This is a genomic window from Rhodoferax sp. (genome assembly GCF_012927445.1).
In the GTDB taxonomy this organism is placed as follows: domain Bacteria; phylum Pseudomonadota; class Gammaproteobacteria; order Burkholderiales; family Burkholderiaceae_C; genus Rhodoferax.
The window spans coordinates 181,963-206,341 of sequence record NZ_JABBPD010000008.1 but is presented as its reverse complement, the minus strand read 5'-3'; the positions used below and the strand labels follow the sequence as shown (position 1 = coordinate 206,341).

The window sequence follows — 24,379 nt, the reverse complement described above, 5'->3', positions numbered from 1 at the left end:
ACCATGCGGCCAGCGCCTGCAGCGCACCGGCCATCCTCCTGTTTAAGTGAGAAAAATTTAATTTAGATCATGTTATGCACCGTTTGCATAAACGGCAAGGGCAAACCCTGACGGCACCGAGAACGCGCCGCAGTAAAGTACTGCCTTAAGGCGACTGAGGGATAAAATTTCTCAGGCATGATTAATGCTTAATCTCAGTCGCTTGGGTGAATTATCAATTCACCAATAAATTATTAATTTGCTTTACCAAAGCTTTCAACAAGGAAAAACCATGAAGAAGCAGTTTCTCGCTCTTGCCGTTTTGGCCGCTCTGGCCTCTGGCGCTTATGCGCAAACTTCGGACACCATCGCCAAGGTCAAGGCTTCGGGCGAAATCACCATGGGCGTGCGTGACTCCTCCGGCGCGCTCTCTTACACCTTGGGCGACGGCAAATACGTGGGCTACCACGTTGAAATCTGCCAGCGCATCGTTGCCAACCTGGAAAAATCGGTCGGCAAAAAAGTGGCCGTGAAGTACATCTCGGTCACCTCACAAAACCGCATCCCTTTGGTGCAAAACGGCACCGTGGACATTGAGTGCGGCTCCACCACCAACAACGCCACCCGCCAGAAAGACGTGGCCTTTGCCCTCACCACCTTCGTTGAAGAAGTGCGTATCGCCGTCAAGGCCAACTCCGGCATTACCGGCATTGCCCAGTTGAAAGGCAAGAATGTCGCCACCACCACCGGCACCACATCGGTGCAGACGCTGCGCAAGAATGAGCGCGCCACAGGTATCGAGTTCAAGGAACTCTTTGGCAAAGACCATGCGGATAGCTTTTTGCTGCTTGAATCGGGCCGCGCCGATGCCTTCGTGATGGATGGGTCGATCCTGGCCGGCAACATTGCCAATGCCAAAAACCCGGCTGACTTCAAAATAGTCGGCGAGGTACTTTCCGTTGAGCCGATCGCCATCATGATGCGCAAGGGTGACCCCGCTTTCAAGAAACTGGCGGATGACACCATCCGTGAACTGGCCAAGTCTGGCGAGATCGCCAAGATCTATGACAAGTGGTTCATCCAGCCAATCCCGCCGAAGAACACCAAGGTGGGCCTGCCTGCCAGCGATAGCATTAAAGCCGCCTGGGCCACGCCAAATGACAAGCCGATGGAAGACTACGCCAAGAAATAAGTTTCCAGAACTTGAATGAAACTGACCCCGCCTGGCTTTTGCCGAGGCGGGGTCTTTGTTTTAAGAAGCCCGGGCTTGATCAGCGCACGGGTCGGACAGCAATTTAAAGCAGGTTAAGCCTGGCGGAGAACGAGATGACGTGGGACTGGCAAGTATTTCTGAATGACGACGGCAGTGGCCGCACTTACCTTCAATGGATGCTGGATGCGTGGGGCTGGACGCTCGCCGTGGCAGGCTGCTCCTGGGTGCTGGCGATGGTGATCGGGGCCTTGATGGGGACCCTGCGCACCTTGCAGGACCAACCCTGGCTGGTGCGATTGGCCACCGTCTGGGTGGAGTTTTTTAGAAACATCCCGCTGCTGGTGCAGGTGTTTCTCTGGTACTTTGTGGTGCCTAAAATGTTCCCGGCTTTTCAGCAGGTGCCTGGTTTCCTCCTGGTGGTGTTTGCCTTGGGCTTCTTCACCTCGGCCCGGATTGCCGAGCAGGTGCGCGCCGGCATCCAGGCCTTGCCCAAGGGCCAGCGCTACGCGGGCATGGCACTGGGCTTCACCACCGCACAGACCTACCGCTACGTGATTTTGCCGATGGCGTTTCGCATCATCTTGCCGCCCTTGACCAGTGAATCGATGAACCTGCTGAAGAATTCTTCGGTGGCGTTTGCGGTCTCCATTGCCGAACTCACCATGTTTGCCATGCAGGCCCAAGAGGAAACCTCGCGCGGCGTTGAGGTCTACCTGGCGGTGACGGCGCTGTATGCGTTATCGGCCTTTGCCGTCAACCGGGTCTTTGCCCTGATTGAGAAAAAGACACAAATCCCTGGCTACATCGTGGCCGGCGGCACAGGCGGGGGACACTGATATGTTGGGCCTTGACCTTAGCTTTTTCAACTGGGATATCTTCAGCAAGTTTGTCCTGAGCGGCTTGCGCTTCAGCGTGCAGCTGACCCTCGTGGCCACGGCAGGCGGCATCCTTTTAGGCACACTGCTGGCGCTCATGCGCCTGTCGGGCAAAAAAGCGCTGATGCTGCCCGCCACCATTTATGTCAACGGCATGCGCTCCATTCCGCTGGTGATGGTGATTTTGTGGTTTTTCCTGCTGGTTCCCCTCCTGATCGGCCGGCCGATGGGGGCGGAGCTTTCCGCCACCATCACCTTCGTGGCCTTTGAGGCGGCTTACTTCAGCGAGATCATGCGGGCGGGCATCCAGTCCATCCCGCGGGGTCAAGTGCATGCGGGTCAGGCCATGGGCATGTCCTATGGCCAAAACATGCGCTACGTGGTGCTGCCGCAAGCGTTTCGCAACATGCTGCCGGTGCTGCTGACGCAGACCATCATCCTGTTTCAGGACACCTCGCTGGTTTATGCCATTGGCGCCTACGACATGCTGAAGGGTTTCACCACCGCCGGCAAGATTTATGGCCGCCCGGAAGAAGCTTATTTGCTGGCCGCCGTGGTCTATTTTGTGATTTGTTTTGCCCTGTCATGGCTCGTCAAACGCCTGCAGGCCAAGATAGCGATCGTTCGCTAAGCATCGGAGAAAAATATGATTGAAATGAAAAATGTGTCCAAGTGGTATGGCCCGGTGCAGGTGCTGAGCGACTGCTCGGTCAAGGTCAACAAGGGCGATGTGGTGGTGGTGTGTGGTCCGTCCGGGTCGGGCAAGTCCACCTTGATCAAGACCGTCAATGCGCTGGAGCCGATCCAAAAGGGCACCATTCATGTGGATGGCGTCCCCTTGCATGACCCGGCGACCAACTTGCCCAAGCTGCGCTCCCGCGTTGGCATGGTGTTTCAGCACTTTGAGTTGTTCCCGCATCTGTCCGTCACCGAAAACCTCACCATTGCCCAAATCAAGGTGCTCAATCGCAGCCCCGACGAGGCCAAAGCCCGTGGCCTCAAGATGTTGGACCGGGTGGGACTGATGGCGCACAAGGACAAGTTTCCGGGCCAGCTCTCCGGCGGCCAGCAGCAGCGGGTGGCGATTGCCCGCGCGCTGTCGATGGACCCAGTCGTGATGCTGTTCGATGAGCCAACCTCCGCGCTCGACCCCGAAATGGTCGGCGAGGTGCTGGACGTGATGGTGAAGCTGGCCAGCGAGGGCATGACCATGATGGTGGTCACGCACGAGATGGGTTTTGCGCGCAAGGTGGCCAGCCGTGTCATCTTCATTGATGTGGGTGGCCATATCCTGGAGGACTGCTCCAAGGATGAGTTTTTTGGTCACCCTGAAAACCGCCAGCCCCGCACCAAGGATTTCTTGAACAAAATTCTGCAGCACTAAAGCCCTTGTCAATTGAACTAACCGGCGATCCCCATATCATTACCTGATGCGCCTGCTCCTCCTCGCCCTCATGATCGCTCTGCTGCCACTGCGCGGCTGGGTGGGCGACGTGATGGCGATGGAGATGCCCGCCGGGCTCTCATTCGCTACAAATAATATAGCTACTCGCGCAGATACTACGGGGGCTAGCGGTCATATTCATGTAAATTCCGAGGCACCGCACACGCAATGCCATGGCCACGACGGTGCGGCAGCAGGTGTAAGTGCGGACAGCGCTGAATCACATGACAACCCGGGCCCGGGCCACTGCAGTGCCTGCCAGATTTGCCACACCGTCGCCGTGACGGCCGCCGTAAATCTGGCGGTGGACACGGCCCTGCCCCATCTCCTGTGGCCCGCAGGCGGCCTGCAGTTTGCCAGCGCCATTCCTGCACCGCACCTGAAGCCACCGATTTCCTGAACGAGGAGGCATCGGTAGGTCTGCTCATCGCCCCGCACGGCGGATGATCGGCGGACCGCCGTGATCAATGGATCACCCGTTTAATTGTTCAGGAGTTTCCCTTGAGAAAAATGTTATTTGTCGCGTCGGCTTTGGCCTGCACGCATGGCTGGGGGTTGGCGCAGACCCCGGTGACCGCCCCCGCAGCGTCGGTATCGGCAGTGCCCTACCACTCGGCCTTTGAGCCAGTGGCCAAATCCGAACCGGCCATCAGCGCGGGGGTGAAGCCGGCCGACTGGATGCAAGCCAATGCAGACACCGGCCGCAACCAACGCGGCCACATGGACGTGCTGCAATGGGAAACCGAGGTCGAGGTCGGCCAGTCCCCGGCAAAACTGCCGGCCCTGGGTGGCACGCCACTGTGGCCGGAACAAGCCGTCAAACTGGCCTTATTGAAACAACCGGATCTGTTCACCCGGGTCAACATGAGCGCCTTTGAACGGACGCAGACCCAAGCCGGCGTGCTCAAACTGACCCGCAGCGTTTACCGCGCCTGGATCGAGGCAGTTGCGGCCCGGCAAAGTCTGGCCTACCTGCGCGAGGTACATGAAGCTGCCCAAACCGCCACCGAGCTGGCCGAGCGCATGACGCGGGTCGGCAACTGGAGCAAAGCGCAGCTGCTGCGCGAACAATTGCTGCGGTCTGACGCTGCCACCCAAGTCGCGCTGGCACAGCAAAAGGCCTTCAGCGCCAACGAGAATCTGGTGCGCCTGCTGGGTCTGTGGGGTGCGGATGCGCAAATCAACCTGCCGCAGCGTCTGCCCGATTTACCTACATCGCCGCTTCCCGCAACGGGACTGGAAGACAGCGCCGTGCGCAACCGGCCCGAACTGGTGCTGGCCAGCATCAACGCCCGGCTGGCGTTGACCGCCGTGGGCGAGCCGGAACTGCTCAGATGGCAAAGGGCGACGGACCAAGCGCTTGGGGCCATGCCCGCCGTCCCCACTGCGCCCGAACAGGCGCTCGCCACGCAACCCATCACGGCACCGATGCTGGACACCCAGCGGCTGAGACTCAGCCCTGCGCTGGAAGAGGCGGCTACTGCACAAATCCACGCAGGCGCCTTGGCCGTGGCCGCGCGCAGTCAAACCCGTGAAGCCTATTACCGCTACCGCACCGCCTACGACCTGGCGCGCCACCAGCGTGACGAGGTGGTGCCATTGAACACAGCCTTGCAAGAGGAAACCCAACTTCGCTACAACGGCATGCTGCAAAGCACCTGGGATTTGCTGGCCAGTGCGACCGCGCGCATCCAAAGCGTCAACACTGCCTTGCAGGCCCAGCGTGATTTTTGGCTGGCAGACACCGATTTGCAAGCCGTGCTGGCCGGTGCCGAGCTCAGCTTCGCAGACGAACCCCGTAACCCAGGCGCCAGCAGCGGCGCCAACAAGGGACATTGAACATGAACCGACGCAATTTTTTCAGCAATGCGGCCCTCACGGCCGTCGCTACCGCCAGCGTGAGCCGAGTCGCCATGGCAGCGCTGCCCGAACCCGTCATCATGACGCAGGCCACGACCGCGCCGCCGCTCGTTCCCCCAAACGGCCGCCCCTACAACCCGGTGGTCACGCTCAATGGCTGGACTTGCCCCTGGCGCATGAACCAGGGCGTCAAGGAGTTTCACCTGGTGGCCGAACCGGTGGTGCGCGAGATCGCACCCGGCATGAAGGCCACCTTGTGGGGTTACAACGGCCAGAGCCCCGGCCCCACGATTGAAGTGGTGGAAGGCGACCGCGTGCGCATGTTTGTCACCAACAAGCTGCCCGAGCACACCACCATGCACTGGCACGGCCAGCGCCTGCCCAATGGCATGGACGGCGTCGGCGGCCTGACGCAGCCGCAGATTCCGGTCGGCAAAACCTTTGTTTACGAGTTCGTGGCGCGCCGCCCCGGCACCTTCATGTACCACCCGCACGCGGATGAGATGACGCAGATGGCGATGGGCATGATGGGTTTCTGGGTGACGCATCCCAAAACGAAACACCCGCTGATTGACGAGGTGCAGCGCGACTTCTGCTTCCTGCTCAACGCCTATGACGTGGAGCCCGGCGCCAGCACGCCCAAGGTCAACACCATGCTGGACTTCAATCTGTGGACCTGGAACAGCCGCGCCTTCCCCGGCATTGACTCGCTCAATGTGCGGCTGGGCGACAAGGTGCGCATTCGCGTCGGCAACCTCACCATGACCAACCATCCGATCCACCTGCACGGCCACGAATTTGCCGTGACCGGCAGCGACGGCGGGCCTTGGCCCGTTGCCGCACGCTGTCCCGAGGTGACGGTGGATGTGGCCGTGGGTCAGATGCGGCAGGTCGAATTCGTGGCCAACGAGGAAGGCGACTGGGCTTTTCATTGCCACAAGAGCCACCACACCATGAACGCCATGGGCCACGCCGTGCCCACCCTGATTGGCGTGGAGCATCGCGGTCTGCTGAAAAAAATCCAGAAGCTGGCGCCCGACTACATGCTGATGGGCGAGCGCGGCATGGCCGACATGGGCGAGATGGAAATGCCCCTGCCGGACAACACCCTGCCGATGATGACCGGCACCGGCCCTTACGGCCCGGTCGAAATGGGCGGCATGTTCAGCACCCTGAAGGTGCGCAAAAACCAGAAACCCGGCGACTACAGCGACCCCGGCTGGTACCAGCAGCCTGCTGGCACCCAAGCCTTTGAATGGACCGGCCAGTCACCGGCCACCGGGGGCGATCTGCCACCGGCGGCACGCGCCACGCCGGACCACGCCAACGCCCCAAGTACCACGCCAGCCATGGAACTGCGGGTAAAAAAACCAGACGCCAACGCACACAAGCACTGAACGGACTCCATGAATACTATTAAATTGATAGCTATCTGCGCAATGATGACGGGGGCTAGCGCCACTTTTTCTCATCAAAGCAGCACAAACACCCACACCACCGTCGTGAAGGAGCAGAAAGACTGGGGCATCGCAGGGGATGCCCATGCCGTCAACCGCACCATCACCCTGTCGATGTCAGACAAGATGCGTTTCACGCCCGACCACCTCAACGTCAAACAAGGCGAAACAATCAAGCTGGTGGTCAAAAACACGGGCGCGGGCTTGCACGAGCTGGTGATCGGCACCAAACCGGAACTTGACGCGCACGCCGCCCTGATGGTGAAATTTCCGGACATGCAACACGACGAGCCGTACATGGCGCACGTTGCCCCCGGTAAAACCAGCGAGCTGATCTGGACCTTCAATCGGCCCGGCACCTTTGATTTCGCCTGCCTGATTGCCGGGCACTACCAGGCCGGCATGGTCGGCACCATCCAGGTGGCGGCCAGCAAATAAACAGACCTGCATACGAAGGAATCCCCATGCAAAGACGTTCACTCCTCACCACCGCTGCCGCGCTGTTCGGCGCCGCAGCCGCTGCTTCTCCCGTATTCGCCCTCACCGCCAGCAAACCTGTCCTGGAAGTCTGGAAAACGCCCACCTGCGGTTGCTGCCACGACTGGATCAAACACGTTGAAGCCAACGGCTTTGCGGTCAAGAGCCACGATGTCAGCGAGGCCGCCAAGAGCAGCACCCGCGCCCAACTCGGACTGGCCGAAAAATATGGCTCCTGCCACACGGCGGTCGTCGGCGGCTATGTGATTGAAGGCCATGTCCCCGCCCGCGACATTCACCGACTGCTGAAGGACCGGCCGCGTGCCTTGGGCCTCACCGTGCCAGGCATGACGGTGGGCTCGCCCGGCATGGACGGCCCCGAATACGGCGGCCGCAAAGACCCCTATGCCGTCTTGCTGGTGCAGCGCGACGGCGGCGCGTCCGTTTACCAGTCTTACAAATAAAGGAAGCCAACCATGAAATACATCACCGCCCTGACCCTGCTTGGCGGGCTCGTCGCAGGGGGGCACGCCCTGGCGCAAGGCACAACCAATGAGCATGAGGCCCACCATCCAGCGGCCACCGCGTCGGCCACGGCCACAGCAACCGACATGACCGACGCCGAAGTGCGCAAGGTGGACCTCGAAACCCAAAAGATCACCCTCAAACACGGCGAGATCAAGAACCTCGGGATGCCCCCGATGACCATGGTGTTCCGGGTGAAAGATCCGGCCCTGCTGACTGCGGTGAAAGCGGGTGACAAAGTCAAATTCAGTGCGGACAGAGTCAACGGCGTCTTCACCGTACTGACACTTGAGCCGGTGAAGTAATTCACCAGCGGTCCGCCGCCATGGCCGCGCACGGATAATGTCAACGCCATGAACCTGACCAACACCCCGACAGGATCCATCACCGATGTCGCCGGCATCGAGGTGGGCCACTTCACCGACCCGCGCCGGCCCACCGGCTGCACCGTGATCCTCACGCGCGACGGCGCAGTGGCCGGCGTGGACGTGCGCGGCGCGGCGCCCGGCACCCGCGAGACCGACCTGCTGCACCCCAGCAACCTGGTCGACCATGTCCATGCCGTCATGCTGGCGGGCGGCAGCGCCTGGGGCCTGGACGCCGCCAGTGGCGTGATGCAGTGGCTGGAAGAAAACCACATCGGACTGGACACCGGTTTCGGCCTGGTGCCCATCGTCCCCGCTGCCGTGCTGTTTGATCTGCCGGTGGGCGATGCCAGCATCCGGCCGGATGCCCGGGCCGGTTATCAGGCCTGCGTCGCGGCCAGTCGCCACGCGCCAGCCGAAGGCAATGTCGGCGCGGGCGCCGGGGCACTGGTCGGCAAACTCTTTGGCCTGCAGCGCGCCATGCGCGGCGGTATCGGTACCGCGTCGGTCTGCGTGAACGGCATCACGGTCGGCGCCCTCATCGCCTGCAACGCCGTCGGCGACGTGATCAACCCGGCCACCGGCCAGGTGCTGGCGGGCGCCCGCACGCCGGATGGCAGGTCGCTACTGAACAGCCGGGACGCCATGCTGGCTGGGGTCGCACCTCAGTCCCTCCTGCCTGGCACCAACACCACCATCGGCGTGATCGCCACCGACGCCATCCTGACCAAGCCGCAGGCGCACCGCCTGGCCCAGGTGGCGCACGACGGCTTGGCCCGGACGATCAACCCGGTGCACACGCTGCTGGATGGCGACACCCTGTTCACACTGGGGACCGGCCAGGCCGGCCAAGCAGCCGACATGCTGCTGCTCAGCACCCTGGCGGCCGAGGTCACCGCCCGGGCGGTGGTGCGCGCCATCCTGGCGGCGAAGGGCTTCACCTCGGGTGCCATAAACTGGCCTGCCGCGTGCGAGCTGTCGCCGCCGACCTCATTCTGAATCGCCACCATGTCCAACACCATCCGCTATACCTTGCTGTCCTTGCGAGAGATGCTGACCTCGGCGGGGCCGTTTGTTCTGTTGACAATCGCATTACTGACACTGACCTACTGGTGGCTCGACCCGACACCGCCGAAACAGGTGACGCTGGCCACCGGGCCGGCCCAAAGCGCTTACGACGAGTTCGGCAAACGCTATGCCAAAGCCATGGCCAGCTACGGCATTGAGGTGCAACTCCTGCCCAGCGAGGGCTCGTCCCAGAACCTGGAATGGCTGGCCGCGGGCAAGGCGGATCTCGGCTTCGTGCAGGGCGGCACCAGCGCGCGAGCCGTCAATGACCACGAGGGGTTGACGTCTTTGGGCAGCTTGTTCGTCGAACCGGTGTGGCTTTTTTATCGCTCGGATGCCGCGAAAAAAGTAACCAAGGATGCCACCCTGAATTCTTTGACCCAGCTGAAAGGTCTGCGCGTCAATGTCGGGACGGCCGGCAGCGGCGTGCCAAGCCTGATGGGGAAATTATTCGAGATCAATCGCATTGACGACGGCACCATCGGCCTCTCCAAATTGGAGCAGACACCCGCCACGGTGGCATTTTTGAACGGCGAGCTGGATGCGCTGGTGTTTGCCTCGGCGCCCGAATCGCCGATGGTGCAAATGCTGTTGCAAACGCCCGGTGTCAAACTGATGGACTTTGCCCAGAGTGAAGCCTACTCCCGTCGCTTGACATTTTTAACGCCGGTCACCCTGCCGCGCGGCGTGGTCGATCTGGCGAGTGACGTGCCAGCCCAAGACGTGCGGCTGGTGGCTCCTACCACCACACTGATCGCGCGCGACGGTGTGCATCCCGCGGTGTTGCAACTCTTCTCGCAAGCCTCGCTGGGGTTTCACAGCCAGGCGGGCTGGTTTAGCCGGGCCCATGAGTTCCCCAACACCGCCAACGCCGAGTTTCCCTTGTCCAAGGAGGCTGACCGCACGATCCGCAACGGTGTTCCGCTGATGCAACGTTACCTGCCTTTTTCCTATGCCAACCTGATGGAGCGGATGTGGCTGGCACTGGGCATCATCATTGCCGTGCTGCTGCCGTTAAGCCGCATCGTGCCGCCGCTGTACGAGTTCAGAATCCGCTCCCGGGTTTTTCGCTGGTATGGGCAGTTGCGCGAAATTGAAGACCGGGCCGGTAGCAGCGCCGAGTCGGCGCAGGAACTGGCCGATGAACTCAACCGGCTGGAGACGCGCGTTGGCAAAATCACCGTGCCGCTGTCCTACGCCGATGAACTCTACGCCCTGCGCAACCACATTGAGCTGGTGCGAAAAAGATTGCTCAAAACATAACGCCCATGCGTTTGGGCATGGGCGTTACAGTGACGTCGCTTACTTCAGCGCCTTGAACCTCATGCGCTTGGGCTTGGCACCTTCTTCACCCAGACGTTTCTTCTTGTCGGCTTCGTACTCCTGGTAGTTGCCGTCAAAGAAGGTCCACTGGCTGTCGCCTTCGCACGCCAAGATGTGGGTGGCAATGCGGTCCAGGAACCAGCGATCATGGCTGATCACCATGATGGTGCCGGCGAACTCCAGCAAGGCATCTTCCAGCGCGCGCAGGGTTTCCACGTCCAGATCGTTCGATGGTTCATCGAGCATCAGCACATTGCCGCCGGCAATCAGCGTCTTGGCCAAGTGCAATCGGCCGCGCTCACCACCGGACAACGTGCCGACGCGTTTTTGCTGATCGGCGCCATTGAAGTTGAAGCGACCGCAATAAGCGCGGCTGGCCATCTGGAACTTGCCGACATTCAGAATATCGAGTCCACCGGACACGTCTTCCCAAACGGTTTTTTCGTTGGCCAGGTCATCCCGATTCTGGTCCACAAAGGCCATCTTGACGGTCTGGCCGATCTTGACTTCACCGGAATCGGGCTTCTCGCGTCCGGCAATCATCTTGAACAGGGTGGATTTACCGGCCCCGTTGGGACCGATGATGCCGACGATGGCGCCCGGCGGCACCTTGAAGCTCAGGTTGTCGATCAGCACACGGTCGCCAAAGGACTTGGTGACGTTGACGAATTCAATCACTTCCTGGCCCAGGCGATCGGCCACCGGGATGAAAATCTCATTCGTCTCGTTGCGCTTCTGGTATTCAAAATCCGACAACTCTTCAAAGCGGGCCAGACGCGCCTTGCTCTTGGCTTGCCGCGCCTTGGGGTTCTGGCGTGACCATTCCAGTTCTTTCTTCAGTGCTTTGGCACGGGACTCTTCACCCTTTTGCTCCATCACCAGGCGTTCCTGCTTCTGTTGCAGCCAGTCGCTGTAGTTGCCCTTGTAAGGCATGCCGTTGCCGCGGTCGAGCTCCAGAATCCACTCGGCGGCATTGTCCAGAAAGTAGCGATCGTGGGTAATCGCCACCACGGTGCCAGGATAGCGTTGCAGGAACTGCTCCAGCCAGTCCACCGATTCAGCATCCAAGTGATTGGTCGGCTCGTCCAGCAGCAACATGTCAGGTTTGGACAGCAGCAGGCGGCACAAGGCGACACGGCGTTTTTCGCCGCCGGACAACAGTCCGACCTTGGCGTCCCATGGGGGCAAACGCAAAGCGTCGGCGGCAATCTCTAGCTGGTGCTCAGAATCAGTGCCGGCGCTGCCAATGATGGCTTCCATCTTGGCCTGCTCTTCAGCGAGCGCATCAAAATCGGCATCTTCTTCACCGTAAGCCGCGTAAATTTCTTCCAGGCGGGCTTTGGCCGTAAACACGTCGCCCATGCCCGCTTCCACGCTCTCGCGCACGGTTTGCTCGGGGTCCAACTGTGGCTCTTGCGGCAGATAGCCAATATTCAGGCCGGGCATCGGCATGGCTTCGCCTTCAAATTCCTTGTCCACGCCGGCCATGATTTTGAGCAAGGTGGACTTGCCGGAACCGTTGGTCCCCAGCACGCCAATTTTGGCGCCAGGGAAGAAGCTGAGGGAAATGTCTTTGAGAATGAACTTCTTCGGCGGCACAATCTTGCCGAGGTGATTCATGGAAAATACGTATTGAGCCATTGGTCTTGCGAGGTTTGTCGAGATGGAAACCTGACATTATCGGCGATTGACCCGTTTTCACACTTTTAACGCATCCCAGGACATCGAAAACCACCGATCCGCAGTCCGTGCGACAATGCAGGTCGTCTTGGAGCTTCAGTTGCCCACGATGCCAGCACCTTGCTGGGAACAATGCCTCGCGCAGACGTTCCACCTTTGTACCCATCTGCCTTTCACTGACTTGGTGTTTCAAGCACCAAGATAGGCCGATGCCATAGCGCCCAGGATAGGCGCCACACTATGAAATTTGAAGAACTAAATCTGGCTCCGGCCATCGTCAAAGCCGTGCTCGAGCAAGGCTACGAGACGCCTACCGCCATTCAGGCGCAGGCGATTCCACTCGTCCTGGAAGGGCATGACCTGCTCGGCGGCGCCCAAACCGGAACCGGAAAAACAGCCGCTTTTGTGCTGCCCATGCTGCACAAACTCAGTGCGGGCGAAACGCCCAAGAATAAATTCGGCGGCATTGGCATTCGTGCCCTGGTGCTGACACCGACCCGCGAACTGGCCGCTCAGGTGGAAGAGTCCGTCCAGACTTACGGCAAATACCTGGAACTATCCTCCACCGTCATTTTTGGCGGTGTTGGCATGAACCCTCAAATTAGTCGCGTCAAAAAAGGCGTGGACGTCTTGGTGGCCACACCCGGTCGTCTGCTGGACTTGTTACAACAAGGCGTGCTCGACTTGGGCCAGGTGCAAATGCTGGTGCTCGACGAAGCCGACCGCATGTTGGACATGGGCTTCATCCATGACGTGAAAAAAGTGCTGGCCGTGGTGCCCAAAGACAAGCAGAGCCTGCTGTTTTCGGCCACCTTCAGCGACGAAATTCGCGACTTGGCGGCTACGCTGCTGAAAAACCCGCAAAGCGTCCAAGTCACACCGCGCAACACCACCGTGCAGCGCATCACGCAGGTCATTCACCCCGTCGGCCGCGGCAAAAAGAAAGCCTTGCTGGCGCACATCATCCAGGAACACAACTGGAGCCAGGTGCTGGTGTTCACCCGTACCAAATTTGGCGCCAACAATGTCGCCGAGTTTTTGACCAAGAACGGCATTGAGGCGATGGCGCTGCATGGCAACAAAAGCCAGTCCGCCCGCACCCAGGCCCTGAGCGGCTTCAAGAGTGGCAACATTCGCGCGCTGGTGGCGACCGACATTGCCGCCCGTGGCATCGACATTGACGATTTGCCGCACGTGGTGAACTATGAAATCCCCAATGTGTGCGAAGACTATGTGCACCGCATTGGTCGTACCGGTCGTGCTGGCGCCGATGGCACGGCATCCAACCTGGTGTGCCTGGACGAAGAAGGCTTCATGCAAGCCATTGAACGTTTCACCAAGCAGAATATTCCGGTTGAAATCGTGGAAGGCTTCATGCCTGAGCCCGGCGAAAAGGCCGAGCCCATCGCCATGGGTCGCCAGACCGTCTGGGGTGGTGCCGGCAAACCGCCGAGCCGCGATGTCATGCAAGCTGCGGCCAAAACGGCGCGCACCGAGATGCTGCAACGCGTGCGCGACACCAAAGGTGCGCAGGGCGACCGGGGCGGCAACGCAGGTGGCGGACGTGGTAACGGTGGCGGCAATGGCGGTGGTCAACGCAGCAGCGGCGGCCAGCGCAGCCACAACCCGGCCGGCGATCAAGCAGCACGAGGCCCACGGCCCGCACAAGGTCGCGGTGGTAACGGTGGCGGCTACGGCGGCGGCAATGGCGGTGGTGGTTTTGGCGGTGGCAATCCAGCTCCTTCCCGGCCGAGCCAAAGTCAGCCTGATCCGATGCGCACCAGCGTTGACATGATGGCCGAACGCGGCGCCCGCCGTGGCGGTGGTGGTTTTGGTGGCGGCAACCGCAATGGCGGCGGCTTTGGTGGTGGCGGCGCAGGTGGCCGTTCCGGTGGCGGTGGCGGCGGTTTTGGTGGCGGTAACGGCGGTTCACGCGGCTCTTTCAACCGATAAGCACCATGACCTGTCACCTTGGACTTTTCCAGGTTGACAGGTAACAAAAAACAAGCGGGCAGTCAGAGCGACTGGCCCGCTTTTTTTTAATCATTTCAGCCTCTAGCCCCCGTCCTCACTGCGCAAGCAGCTATTAAATCAGGAGTATTGCTTAACTTGAATGAGATGCGTGGCGCCGCAACAAAGCGGTCACAGGATGTCCTGCGCTGCCGGCGTGCGGTTCACGCCCGTTCGGCCTCCACGTCTGCATCGAAGTCTTTGTCCAGCGGAATCAGCGCTTGCACCTGGGTGTCGGGCAGCGCCTCCACTTTTTTCAGCGCGCGGCCCATGGCGCGACTGCGGGTCTCGGCACTGTCCAGGGTCTTCAGTACGGTTTCGGTTTGCGACTTGACCTTGGCCAGCACGTCTCCAAACTTGCCGAACTCGGTTTTAACCGCCCCCAACACCTGCCACACCTCGCTGGAACGCTTCTCCAGCGTCAGGGTGCGAAAGCCCATTTGCAGCGAACTGAGCATGGCCAGCAGCGTGGTGGGGCCCGCCAGCGTGATGCGGTGATCACGCTGCAACGATTGCATCAAGCCGGGTCGGCGCAGCACTTCGGCATACAGCCCTTCAGTCGGCAAAAACAGAATGGCAAAGTCGGTGGTGTGTGGCGGCTCCACGTATTTATCGGCGATGGATTTGGCCTCCAGCCGGATGCGCACCTCCAGCGCCTTACCGGCCGCCTCGGCCCCGACGACGTCGGCCCGGCCCTGCGCGTCGAGCAAGCGCTCGTAGTCTTCATTCGGAAACTTGGCATCAATCGGCAGCCACAAGGGCTCGCCGTGCTCGGCCTTGCCAGGCAGTTTGATCGCGAAATCGACCACGTTTTTACTGCCCGGACGTGTCGCCACCTGCGCCGCGTACTGGTCGGCCACAAACACCTGCTCCAGCAGACTGGCGAGTTGCGCCTCACCAAAAATACCGCGGGTTTTGACGTTGGTCAGCAGGTGCTTGAGGTCGCCAACGCCTTGCGCCAGCGTCTGCATTTCGCCCAAGCCCTTGTGCACTTGTTCCAGCCGATCGGCCACCTGTTTAAAGCTTTCACCCAGCCGGGTTTGCAGCGTGGTTTGCAGCTTTTCGTCCACCGTGGCACGCATCTCATCGAGCTTGGCCGAGTTGGTACTTTGCAATTGCAAAAGCTGCTTCTCCAGCGTCTCACGCACTTCATTCATGCGCCGCGCATTGGATTCGCTCAAGCCCGACAGCTGGTTGGTGAGGGTGTCCGACAGCGTCTTCTGCAACAGCGCCAGTTGCTGGCCAAAAGCGTCAATCTGGGTGTTTTGGGTGCGGGTGGCTTCCGCCCCCTGCTGCACCAACGCCAGCTGAAAAGTCGCCAGGTTTTGCGTCAGCTCTTGCCGCCCACCGCGCGAAGACTCACTGATCTCACGACGCAGTTCGCGCTCCAAGCGCTCCATCCGTTCGGCGCCACCTTGCATCGCGGCCAGCAACTCGGCCCTGCCCTGCTCCGCCGCCTGTGCAGCGGCAGCATCCGGCCGACGCAGCGCCAGCCACCACACGACCAGCCCATTCAAAACGGCCAGTGCCAGCACCAGCCAAAGCAAAACATCATTCAAAGCAATTTTTCTCCAAACCGCTATTGTTATTCATCGACTGGCATTCAGATTGTTAACCACCAGCGAAAAGCCTAACTGATAGCCACGACCGCGCAACGCTTTGATATCGAAACCCAGCCCCACATGCGGGGCCAGCTTGGTGCGCAAGCGACTGATCAACACCTCAATCCGGGCCTTGTTGATTTTTTCAGACAGATTCTCATCACCAAATCGCGCCATGAGCGCCGAATGGTCCATGAATTGACCATTGAGCGCCATCGCCTTCAACAGCAGTGCCTCGCTGCCCGTAAGCCTGATGTCGGCCCCCGTTGGAGCGTGCAAAATGAGCCCGGCCATGTCAAGTTGCCACTGTACCGGGGCAATCACGACCCCAATCCGACCGAACAAATTTCGCACCACCGCCGCCAATTCATCGGGCCGCGTGGGCTTGGTCAGGTACACATCAGCACCTGTCGCGTAGCCTTCCAAACGATCCGTGCTTCGCACCCTGGCGCTGAGAATAATGATGCCCACCGTCGGCAAGGAACGGCGGATGCGCCGGGTGATGCTGATGCCGTCTTCAGCCGGCAAATTAAGATCAAGAATCAAAATATCGGCACGCTGTGCTTGAAGCGCCTTGTTGAGCTCCTCACCCGTGCCGACCCCGCGCACATCAAACCCTTCTTCTGACAAGAAGAGCACCAACTCATCCCGAAGCGTCACGTTGTCCTCCACAACGATGACCGCAGGGATGCCAGCGTTGGCGGTGTTCATGCCTGAGCCAAACAAAAACTAAAAACAACCTGTCCGTGCGTCGGCAGAAAGTGGACCTCCGAGCCGAGTTGCCTGGCCACCGCTTGTGCCAGCCACAAGCCCAAACCGGCGCCAACATGCTGCCGCGCCGCTTCGGAACGGTAGTAACGGGAAAAAACTTGCGCCGGGTCGGGCATGCCGGCCGCGCCCACCGTGTTCACCACACGGAAGCTCACACACGCCAAGTTTTTAACAGAGGTGCATTCAATTTGAAGTTCGATCATGCTGTCCGCCGGGGAGTATTTGAGTGCATTGCTCAGTAGATTGCGAAGAATGAGCCGTACGTATTGGTAATCAGAAAATACCGTCTGCGCCTGTGTTCCCACCAGCCGAATCCGGCTGGCGTCGACCGTTTGCAGCAGATCGTCCGTCAGCGTCGTCACGGCAAATAGCTGCTCATTAATGAGGTCCACACCCTGTTCGATTTGGTCGGCCTGGGCGCATCGCTCAATCAGGGCATTGAGATCGTCCACCGAACGATTGATATTTTTGACTCGCGTCGCATCGCCGCTGCTGGGCAATAGATGCCGGCCCAGCGAAGTGGCGGCCAACTGGATGATAGAAAGCGGCGTTTTAAGCTCGTGCATCAGCATGGTCATAAAACGCTCCTGCGTTTTCCGACGATTTTTCTCGGATTCGGCCAGTTGCCGCGCCATCGCCTCGTTCAGGATCGACGTCTGGATCAGACTCTGTTTCTCACGATCGATCAAAAAGATGATCGTGAGAAAAAATACCGCGAAAAAGAAGATTCGAAAAGCCAGGAGATAGAGGGTCGAGCCGTCGGGTTCGACGATGCCCCGCACCATGAGTAATGAGCGCAGCAACAACAAGAGGGCCATAAAAAGAATCGTTGCAATGAGCCAAGTGGAGGATTTTTGGCAGCGAAAAACAACGACCGTCAAGATCAAGCAAAAAACACTTGCACCCAGACCCAACGAGGTACTGAAGTTCAGTACAAGTTGCCGATCCAGTAGAAAGAAGAACAAAAACAGAGGGACATAGAGCACAAAAAACAGGTTGAACAGATATTTACCCCAACGAGGAAGACCAAAACGCTCAAGCAGCGCTCTGACAAAGAGAAAGCCCGTAAAGATATTGATGACGCCTAAAAAAGTGATAAACGCACTGCTGCCGAACCAGCTTTGCGGGTCAAAAAATTCTCTCAAATAGCCGAACCAGCCAAAGTAGACGGCGACAGAGACGCTGAAATTGAGCAAAAACAAAATGTGCAAAGGCTCGCGGCGTTTCACGATCAAGATAAACATCCCGAGCATGATGGGAATGCAACACGCCAGCACCGCGCCTAACACGATGCCGCGCTTAATGTCTTCCTGATGCGCCTGGTCTTCGGTCAAGATATTGGCGGACACCAGCATGAGACCGGGCGTTTTTACGCGCAGATAAAAACTATTGACCCCAGACGTGGCATCCAACAAAGTTCGGGGCCCCAGTAATCGTCTTCCCTGACTGGCAGGGGCGAGCGGCCCGGCGTTGGACTGATTATTCGAAAAAATCGTCACTTCATCTAATACAGCCGGAAATAGCTGCAACACCAGCGGGCGGGCTTCATCCGGCGCATTAACCGTAAGGCGGACCCAGAGCGCACCGCGGAGGTAGCCCTTGATAAGCACTTTGTCGGTCCTTAAAAACTGGGCCTGTTCTACCTGCTCAAACGTCATATCACCGCGCTGATCTTCAAAAAAAGCGCGATCAGTCACAAGGTCACTTGCCGTGACATGTGCGCTCGCCAGGGCCAGTACCAGACTTATCAAGAACCAACGTATCAATCGTGCTGTCATGCGTGGATGTTAGCTTGGCGCGTGCTTTGAGTGGCACATTGAAATATCAAAATGCAAGGCTATGCAAGCTAATGCAAGGTTGGATCAAGGCGATTCGGTATCCTGCGAAAGTCCGCATTGCCAACTAAATAACCGTCATGAACCACATCTATCGCATCGTCTGGAACCAGGTCTTGAACGCCTGGGTGGCAGTCGCCGAATCGGCCCGCGGTCGGGGCAAGGGCTCCAGCCGCAAGCTCGTGGCAGCCGCCCTGTCGCTCACAGCCAGCTTTGCGCAGGCGGCACCAGCGGGCGGACAAGTGGTTTCCGGGGCGGGCAACATTGCGCAGTCGGGCAACACCACCACCATCACGCAGTCGACGCAGAACCTGTCACTCAACTGGCAAAGCTTCAACATCGCCAAGTCAGAGACTGTCAACTTTGTGCAGCCCTCGGCCAGCGCCATTGCAGTCAACCGCATTTTTGACACCAACGGCAGCCAAATCCTCGGCCAGCTCAACGCCAACGGGCAGGTGTATTTGATCAACCCCAACGGCATCCTGTTCGGGCAAGGCGCCCAGGTCAATGTCGGCTCGCTGGTGGCCTCCACGCTGGATTTGAATGACGCCAGCCTGAATAGCGCCATGCGCTCGTTCAGCGGCACGGGCACAGGCAGCATCGTCAACCAGGGCACGATCAACGCGGCAAGTGGTGGCTATGTGGCGCTGCTGGGCAACACGGTCAGCAATCAGGGCACAATTACCACCCCGCTCGGCACGGTGGCGCTGGGTGCGGGCAATGCCGTCACGCTCAACTTCAATGGCAACAGCCTGGTCAAGATGCAGATCGACCAGAGCGTGCTCAACAGTCAGGCGGAGAACGGTGGGCTGATCCGCGCGGATGGCGGCCTGGTCGTCATGAATGCGGGTGCCAAAGATGCGCTGTTGGCCAGCGTGGTGAACAACACCGGGGTCATTGAGGCGCGTACGGTGGAGAACCACGAAGGCACCATCATTCTGGTGGGCGGCATGGCAGCGGGCACGGTTAATGTCGGCGGCACGCTGGATGCGAGCGCACCGAATGGGGGGAATGGCGGTTTTATTGAAACCAGTGCGGCCCAGGTCAAGATCGCCAACGATGCCCAAATGACCACCGCTGCGCCTGCCGGTAAAACCGGCACCTGGCTGATTGACCCGGTGGACTTCACCATTGCCACTGCTGGCGGCGACATCACCGGCGCAGCGCTCGGTAATTTGCTGGCCACCAACAGCATCACGATTCAAACAGCCACATCGCCTACCGCATCTGCAACCAACCTTATTGGCACCGCAGGCACCAATGGCGACATCTTCGTCAACGACGCGGTGAGCTGGAGTGCCAACAACACCCTGACGCTGGACGCCTACCGCAACATCAACATCAACCAGTCCATTACCTCTACCGGCACCAGCGGCAAACTGGCGCTGAAATATGGACAGGGCGCTACCGATGGCGTGATTGGTGGCGTTGAGGCTACCTACAACGTGAATGCGTCGGTCAACCTTAGGGCTGGCCCCAACTTCAGCACCAAGCTGGGGTCTAACGGGACCATCAAAAATTACACCGTTCTCACCGGCCTGGGCACTTCGGGCAGCACCACGGGCACCGACTTGCAGGGCATGAACGGCGATCTGAGTGGCAACTACGTTCTTGGCAGCAACATCGATGCTTCGGCAACTTCAGGCTGGAACGCCAACGAGGGCTTTGCGCCGATTATTCGAGTGACGACCATCCCGGATACCAGTTTCTCCTGCATTATGTTTGGCATGTGCAATAACCGAACCCAAACAACCGCTTTCAGTGGCACGTTTGACGGTTTGGGGCATTCAATTTCCGGGCTCACCATCAACCGGGCGACCGTGAATAATGTGGGCCTTTTTGGCTCCACTACCGCGGCGGCCGTTATCCGTAACGTGGGTCTGGTTGGCGGTAGTGTGATCGGCATGGGCTGGGTAGGTGCGCTGGTAGGCGATGACAGCGGCACCATTAGCAACAGTTACTCCACGGCCAGCGTTACCGGCATTAACAGCTATGTCGGCGGCCTGGTGGGCGCAAAGCATTACAGCGGCGGCAACAAAACCCTTAGCAACAGCTACAGTGCTGGCAGCGTCAGCGGCGGAAGCTATGTGGGCGGGTTGGTAGGCTTTAACGACCTCGGCACGATCACCAACAGTTATGCCACCGGCAACGTCAACGGCAGTAGCTCCGTGGGTGGGCTGATTGGTGGAAACTACGTCTCCCCGGGCAACTTCGGCAAGCTCAGCAACAGCTTCGCCACGGGTCGCGTTACCGGAAGTGGAGCGAAAATCGGTGCACTGGTGGGCGAGAATACGAATACGGGCACGGTGGTCAACAATTTCTGGGATTCGACCGTTAACCCAACCTTGGCGGGCATCGCAAGCGGGACTACGACCGGAGCAACGGGCTTGACCACCGCCCAGATGCAAACCGCCGCCAATTTCACTGGCTTCAACTTTACCAATACGCCCGGCGCAACGGGTAACAACTGGGTCATGGTCGACGCCGATGGCAGTTTGAATAATGCGGGCGGTTCAGCGGGCTCGACCCGTCCCATGCTGGCATCCGAATACTCAACCACTATCAACAACGCTCATCAGTTGCAACTGATGGCGATGGCACCCACTTCGAATTACGCCCTCGGGAGCAATGTCAATGCTGCAGCGACCGGACTCATTGGCGGCATCAGCACCGATATTTGGGGCAGCGCGGGATTTGTGTCGATCGGGAATTCAACCAGTAATTTCACAGGCACGTTCGACGGACTTGGACACACCATTAGCAACCTGAGGCAGAGTAATGCGCTGATCGACTCCGGTCTGTTTAGACAAATTGGCGCAGCGGGTACCGTGAAAAACCTTGGACTGACAGGTGTGACCATCATCAAGCAAGGTTATGGCAACAACAATTATCTAATCCCCTTTGGCGCACTAACCGGCACCAATGCTGGTCGCGTCAGCAATGTGTACAGCACCGGCACAATTACCAACGCAGGGCCTGATGACAACGCTTTCGGGGGGCTGGTTGGTGTTAACACCGGCTTTATCAGCAATGCATACTCTTCTGCAACGTTATCTTCAGGGATGTGGGGTACTTCGGTAGGGGGTTTGGTCGGCATTAACAGCGGCACGATTTCAAACTCCTACGCAGCCGGTGCCGTAACCGGTAATGGCAGAAATGTGAATGTGGGCGGGCTTGTTGGACAAAACACCGCCGGCTCCATTGCTAATTCCTATGCAATTGGTACTGTTTCCAGCGGTGGAACCCCCAGTTCGAATGCTATCGGTGGACTGGTCGGGTTGATGAGTGGGGGGGCCATCGCTAACGCCTACGCTGCGGGACTAATAGATGCCACAAAATCTAACGTTATTTATGGCAGTGGTCTGATTGGGAGTAAGACAGGAGGATCCATATCAAATAGCTTATGGGATACGACGACAAGTAATAGGGCAACGGGTATTGGTTATCCTTGGGACTCGCAATCGGGTGTGACCGGCTTGGCCAGTTCACAAATGATGCAGATGGCCAGCTATAGCAGCTGGAATACGGCCACCCCCAATAGCATCGCCAATACCGGCGGCAGCGGAGCCGTCTGGCGCATTTATGAAGGCAATACGACGCCCTTGCTCACCAGCTTCATGACTGGCTTGACGCTCAGCGATGCATCCGCTACTTATAACGGAACCGAGCAAGCTGGCACAACTACCGCCCTCAGCGGTGTCTCGGGCATAGCTGCGAAAGGGACCAATGCGGGTACGTATCTCAATAGCTACTACTCCACCCAGCAAGGCTATGACATAGCTGGCGGACGTTTAACCATCAATGCCGCAGCACCAGCACCAGCACCAGCACCAGCACCAGCACCAGCACCAGCACCAGCACCAGCACCAGCACCAGCACCAGCACCAGCACCAGCACAAATTAATCTAGTGATAACGCAACTCGCCGCAAACGTTTTCTCTCCCCAGACCAGTGTTCAACCTCTCGCGATCAGTCTGTCCCCCTCCATGAAGGTGACACAGAGCAGCAACAACCTGAGCCAAGCCTCAACAGGCGATGCACCCGCCTCCAAGTCAGACAACATCGCCGCAGCAAACACCAGCATGACGATCGGCAGCACAGGTCCCGCCTTGCAAATCGTCAACGGCGGCATGCGGTTGCCGGTCGCTATGGTTAACGTGAATGAATAAGAGATTTCCCCTGAAAAATATTTTTACCCCAATGCAAACCGTCTCGCCGCTGGTAGCAGCATTGCTGCTGACTTTTGCCCCACTGGCCGCCCAGGCGGCGGGCCCGGTCATACCCGATGCGGGCGCCATCCTGCAGCAGATTCAGCCTTCCATGCCGCCGTTGCCCTCTGCCAGCGGCACCGGGCTGACCATTGAGCAAACCGACGGCTCCAAACTGCCATCCAGCGCGCCTTTCTTGGTGCAAAGTATCCAGATCGTGGGCAACACGCGGGTTGACACACCCACCCTGCTGGCGTTGGTGGCCAACGCGCAAGGCCAAACGCTCACCCTGCCCCAGCTGGGTGAATTGGCTGCCCGCATCACGGCGTACTACCAAAGCCAAGGTTATCCGCTGGCCCGGGCGATCATCCCGGCGCAGACCATTGCCCTTGGCGTGGTGCACATCGAGGTCATTGAGGCGCGTTATGGCAAGGTCAAGCTGGACAATACCAGTCTGGTGAGTTCGGATTTACTGCAAGCCACCCTAGCGCCTCTGCAGAGCGGGCAAGCCATCGACCAGGCTGAGATGGACCATGCGCTGTTGCTGATATTCGATTTCGCAGGCGTCGTGGTCAACGCTACCTTGAAGCCGGGTGATGCGGTCGGCACATCCGACTTGCTGGTTGAGACCACGCCGGGGCCCGTTATTTCGGGCAATGTAGTGTTAGACGGTTACGGCAACCGCTACACCGGACGCGAGCGCATCGGCGGCACGCTGAGCCTCAATAACCCGCTACACCATGGCGACACTTTGAGCGTGAGCGGGCTCAGCTCGGGCAGCGGCATGAACTATGGCCGCTTGGCCTATGAGTCGATGTTGAATGGGCAGGGTACACGACTGGGTGGCGCCTATTCGGCGCTGGACTACACCTTGGGCGCCCCACTGGCGGCACTGAACGCGCATGGCACGGCGGAGGTCAGCAGCCTGTGGGGCAAGCAGACGTTACTGCGCAGCCGGGACTTTAATTTGTACGGGCAGATTCAATATGACGAACTGCAACTGCGCGATCACGTGGATGCCAGTTCTATCCGCACGGACCGGCGTCTGGAGAACTGGACGCTCAGCCTGACCGGCGATGCCAGAGACCTGCTCGGGGCTGGCGGCATCAACACCTGGAGTCTGGGCTGGACCGCAGGACGTGTTGGTTTTGATGACAATGCGGCCCAGTTGGCCGACGCGGCCACCGTCAGGACGCAAGGCAATTTCTCCAAATGGAATGTCAGCCTGGCCCGCCTGCAGGGTCTGGGTTCCGCCAACACCTTGTACCTCGCCTTCTCGGGTCAGTGGTCCGACACCAACCTGGACTCGTCGCAAAAGATGAGTGTGGGCGGGCCCTACACGGTGCGGGCTTATGACATGGGCGCCGTGTCGGGTGACAGCGGCTATTTTGTCAGTGCTGAATACCGGCACGATCTGGGCCAAGCCGGGGGTGGGCAATGGCTGGCGCTGGCATTCATCGACAGCGCCAATGTGACGGTCAATCACAACACGTGGGCAACGGGAGAAAACAGCGCAGCCCTCAGCGGCGCAGGCGTTGGCCTTAACTGGAGCGGCCCCGACCAGTGGGGCGCCAAGACGTATGTCGCTACACCGGTCGGCCCCACCCCGGCTTTGGTGGGCAGCACCAACGCCACGCGGGCCTGGGTGGAAGTTAGCCGACGATTTTGAGAAAACCTTTAATGCTATA

Annotated in this window: 19 protein-coding genes; 15 read left to right on the top strand and 4 right to left on the bottom strand. The window is 59.3% G+C overall.

Annotation, left to right across the window (positions count from 1 at the left end):
* The first annotated feature begins 271 nt into the window (after window positions 1-271).
* The 12 genes from HHJ17_RS16585 (at window position 272) to HHJ17_RS16530 (ending at window position 10,526) form a co-directional block, all read left to right on the top strand.
* Complete coding sequence (locus HHJ17_RS16585) at window positions 272-1,171, top strand: amino acid ABC transporter substrate-binding protein (RefSeq protein ID WP_296506552.1); 900 nt, start codon at window positions 272-274, stop codon at window positions 1,169-1,171.
* Between the two features lie 134 nt (window positions 1,172-1,305).
* On the top strand, window positions 1,306-2,028 hold the full coding sequence (locus HHJ17_RS16580; protein ID WP_296506550.1) for an amino acid ABC transporter permease: 723 nt from the start codon (window positions 1,306-1,308) through the stop codon (window positions 2,026-2,028).
* 1 nt (window position 2,029) lies between these two features.
* Window positions 2,030-2,698 carry an amino acid ABC transporter permease gene (locus tag HHJ17_RS16575; RefSeq protein WP_296506548.1) on the top strand — a complete coding sequence of 223 codons (669 nt, stop codon included), beginning with the start codon at window positions 2,030-2,032 and terminating at the stop codon, window positions 2,696-2,698.
* Window positions 2,699-2,713: 15 nt separating this feature from the next.
* Window positions 2,714-3,451: an amino acid ABC transporter ATP-binding protein gene (locus HHJ17_RS16570; RefSeq protein ID WP_296503836.1), complete on the top strand. Its 738-nt coding sequence runs from the start codon at window positions 2,714-2,716 to the stop codon at window positions 3,449-3,451.
* Between the two features lie 46 nt (window positions 3,452-3,497).
* Window positions 3,498-3,911: a hypothetical protein gene (locus tag HHJ17_RS16565; RefSeq protein ID WP_296506546.1), complete on the top strand. Its 414-nt coding sequence runs from the start codon at window positions 3,498-3,500 to the stop codon at window positions 3,909-3,911.
* A 101-nt stretch (window positions 3,912-4,012) separates the two neighbouring features.
* The gene (locus HHJ17_RS16560) at window positions 4,013-5,350 is read left to right on the top strand and encodes a hypothetical protein (RefSeq protein WP_296506544.1); all 1,338 of its coding nucleotides are present in this window, start codon (window positions 4,013-4,015) and stop codon (window positions 5,348-5,350) included.
* Between the two features lie 2 nt (window positions 5,351-5,352).
* A complete protein-coding gene (locus tag HHJ17_RS16555; RefSeq protein WP_296506542.1) occupies window positions 5,353-6,768 on the top strand; it encodes a copper oxidase in 1,416 nt (471 codons plus the stop codon).
* A gap of 9 nt (window positions 6,769-6,777) precedes the next feature.
* Complete coding sequence (locus tag HHJ17_RS16550; protein WP_296503824.1) at window positions 6,778-7,266, top strand: cupredoxin family protein; 489 nt, start codon at window positions 6,778-6,780, stop codon at window positions 7,264-7,266.
* A gap of 26 nt (window positions 7,267-7,292) precedes the next feature.
* Entirely contained in the window at window positions 7,293-7,769 is a 477-nt protein-coding gene (locus HHJ17_RS16545; protein ID WP_296503821.1) for a DUF411 domain-containing protein, read from the top strand.
* A gap of 12 nt (window positions 7,770-7,781) precedes the next feature.
* Entirely contained in the window at window positions 7,782-8,135 is a 354-nt protein-coding gene (locus HHJ17_RS16540; RefSeq protein ID WP_296503818.1) for a copper-binding protein, read from the top strand.
* 48 nt (window positions 8,136-8,183) lie between these two features.
* Entirely contained in the window at window positions 8,184-9,194 is a 1,011-nt protein-coding gene (locus tag HHJ17_RS16535; protein WP_296503816.1) for a P1 family peptidase, read from the top strand.
* Between the two features lie 9 nt (window positions 9,195-9,203).
* Window positions 9,204-10,526 (top strand): TAXI family TRAP transporter solute-binding subunit, encoded by a 1,323-nt coding sequence (locus HHJ17_RS16530; protein WP_296503812.1) that lies wholly within the window; start codon window positions 9,204-9,206, stop codon window positions 10,524-10,526.
* A gap of 39 nt (window positions 10,527-10,565) precedes the next feature.
* Here the strand turns inward: HHJ17_RS16530 and ettA are convergent, their stop codons facing one another.
* Complete coding sequence (gene ettA / locus HHJ17_RS16525; protein WP_296503808.1) at window positions 10,566-12,227, bottom strand: energy-dependent translational throttle protein EttA; 1,662 nt, start codon at window positions 12,225-12,227, stop codon at window positions 10,566-10,568.
* Window positions 12,228-12,506: 279 nt separating this feature from the next.
* Here ettA and HHJ17_RS16520 point away from each other — a divergent pair, with 279 nt between their 5' ends.
* Window positions 12,507-14,219 (top strand): DEAD/DEAH box helicase, encoded by a 1,713-nt coding sequence (locus HHJ17_RS16520; protein ID WP_296503804.1) that lies wholly within the window; start codon window positions 12,507-12,509, stop codon window positions 14,217-14,219.
* Window positions 14,220-14,440: 221 nt separating this feature from the next.
* Here the strand turns inward: HHJ17_RS16520 and rmuC are convergent, their stop codons facing one another.
* Genes rmuC through HHJ17_RS16505 form a run of 3 tightly spaced genes read right to left on the bottom strand, consistent with a single transcriptional unit; the run spans window position 14,441 to window position 18,426 of the window.
* Entirely contained in the window at window positions 14,441-15,835 is a 1,395-nt protein-coding gene (rmuC, locus tag HHJ17_RS16515) for a DNA recombination protein RmuC (RefSeq protein WP_296506540.1), read from the bottom strand.
* 30 nt (window positions 15,836-15,865) lie between these two features.
* The gene (locus tag HHJ17_RS16510) at window positions 15,866-16,588 is read right to left on the bottom strand and encodes a response regulator transcription factor (RefSeq protein ID WP_296506539.1); all 723 of its coding nucleotides are present in this window, start codon (window positions 16,586-16,588) and stop codon (window positions 15,866-15,868) included.
* Window positions 16,585-18,426 carry a 7TM-DISM domain-containing protein gene (locus HHJ17_RS16505; protein ID WP_296506537.1) on the bottom strand — a complete coding sequence of 614 codons (1,842 nt, stop codon included), beginning with the start codon at window positions 18,424-18,426 and terminating at the stop codon, window positions 16,585-16,587. The genes HHJ17_RS16510 and HHJ17_RS16505 overlap by 4 nt, the downstream gene beginning before the upstream one ends.
* 137 nt (window positions 18,427-18,563) lie before the next feature.
* On the opposite strand from HHJ17_RS16505, the gene HHJ17_RS16500 reads away from it, so the two are divergent.
* Together HHJ17_RS16500 and HHJ17_RS16495 are read left to right on the top strand one after the other, a co-directional pair.
* Entirely contained in the window at window positions 18,564-22,652 is a 4,089-nt protein-coding gene (locus tag HHJ17_RS16500; RefSeq protein WP_296506535.1) for a filamentous hemagglutinin N-terminal domain-containing protein, read from the top strand.
* Window positions 22,645-24,360 (top strand): ShlB/FhaC/HecB family hemolysin secretion/activation protein, encoded by a 1,716-nt coding sequence (locus tag HHJ17_RS16495; RefSeq protein ID WP_296506533.1) that lies wholly within the window; start codon window positions 22,645-22,647, stop codon window positions 24,358-24,360. Before HHJ17_RS16500 ends, HHJ17_RS16495 begins: the two co-directional genes overlap by 8 nt.
* Window positions 24,361-24,379: the final 19 nt, after the last annotated feature.

What these genes read in the sequence shown, in the direction of transcription:
- HHJ17_RS16585 (WP_296506552.1), top strand. Translation starts at nt 272, where the DNA reads ATGAAGAAGCAGTTTCTCGCTCTTGCCGTTTTGGCCGCTCTGGCCTCT.
- HHJ17_RS16580 (WP_296506550.1), top strand. Translation starts at nt 1,306, where the DNA reads ATGACGTGGGACTGGCAAGTATTTCTGAATGACGACGGCAGTGGCCGC.
- HHJ17_RS16575 (WP_296506548.1), top strand. Translation starts at nt 2,030, where the DNA reads ATGTTGGGCCTTGACCTTAGCTTTTTCAACTGGGATATCTTCAGCAAG.
- HHJ17_RS16570 (WP_296503836.1), top strand. Translation starts at nt 2,714, where the DNA reads ATGATTGAAATGAAAAATGTGTCCAAGTGGTATGGCCCGGTGCAGGTG.
- HHJ17_RS16565 (WP_296506546.1), top strand. Translation starts at nt 3,498, where the DNA reads ATGCGCCTGCTCCTCCTCGCCCTCATGATCGCTCTGCTGCCACTGCGC.
- HHJ17_RS16555 (WP_296506542.1), top strand. Translation starts at nt 5,353, where the DNA reads ATGAACCGACGCAATTTTTTCAGCAATGCGGCCCTCACGGCCGTCGCT.
- HHJ17_RS16550 (WP_296503824.1), top strand. Translation starts at nt 6,778, where the DNA reads ATGAATACTATTAAATTGATAGCTATCTGCGCAATGATGACGGGGGCT.
- HHJ17_RS16545 (WP_296503821.1), top strand. Translation starts at nt 7,293, where the DNA reads ATGCAAAGACGTTCACTCCTCACCACCGCTGCCGCGCTGTTCGGCGCC.
- HHJ17_RS16540 (WP_296503818.1), top strand. Translation starts at nt 7,782, where the DNA reads ATGAAATACATCACCGCCCTGACCCTGCTTGGCGGGCTCGTCGCAGGG.
- HHJ17_RS16535 (WP_296503816.1), top strand. Translation starts at nt 8,184, where the DNA reads ATGAACCTGACCAACACCCCGACAGGATCCATCACCGATGTCGCCGGC.
- HHJ17_RS16530 (WP_296503812.1), top strand. Translation starts at nt 9,204, where the DNA reads ATGTCCAACACCATCCGCTATACCTTGCTGTCCTTGCGAGAGATGCTG.
- ettA (WP_296503808.1), bottom strand. Translation starts at nt 12,227, where the DNA reads ATGGCTCAATACGTATTTTCCATGAATCACCTCGGCAAGATTGTGCCG.
- HHJ17_RS16520 (WP_296503804.1), top strand. Translation starts at nt 12,507, where the DNA reads ATGAAATTTGAAGAACTAAATCTGGCTCCGGCCATCGTCAAAGCCGTG.
- HHJ17_RS16510 (WP_296506539.1), bottom strand. Translation starts at nt 16,588, where the DNA reads ATGAACACCGCCAACGCTGGCATCCCTGCGGTCATCGTTGTGGAGGAC.
- HHJ17_RS16505 (WP_296506537.1), bottom strand. Translation starts at nt 18,426, where the DNA reads ATGACAGCACGATTGATACGTTGGTTCTTGATAAGTCTGGTACTGGCC.
- HHJ17_RS16500 (WP_296506535.1), top strand. Translation starts at nt 18,564, where the DNA reads ATGAACCACATCTATCGCATCGTCTGGAACCAGGTCTTGAACGCCTGG.
- HHJ17_RS16495 (WP_296506533.1), top strand. Translation starts at nt 22,645, where the DNA reads ATGAATAAGAGATTTCCCCTGAAAAATATTTTTACCCCAATGCAAACC.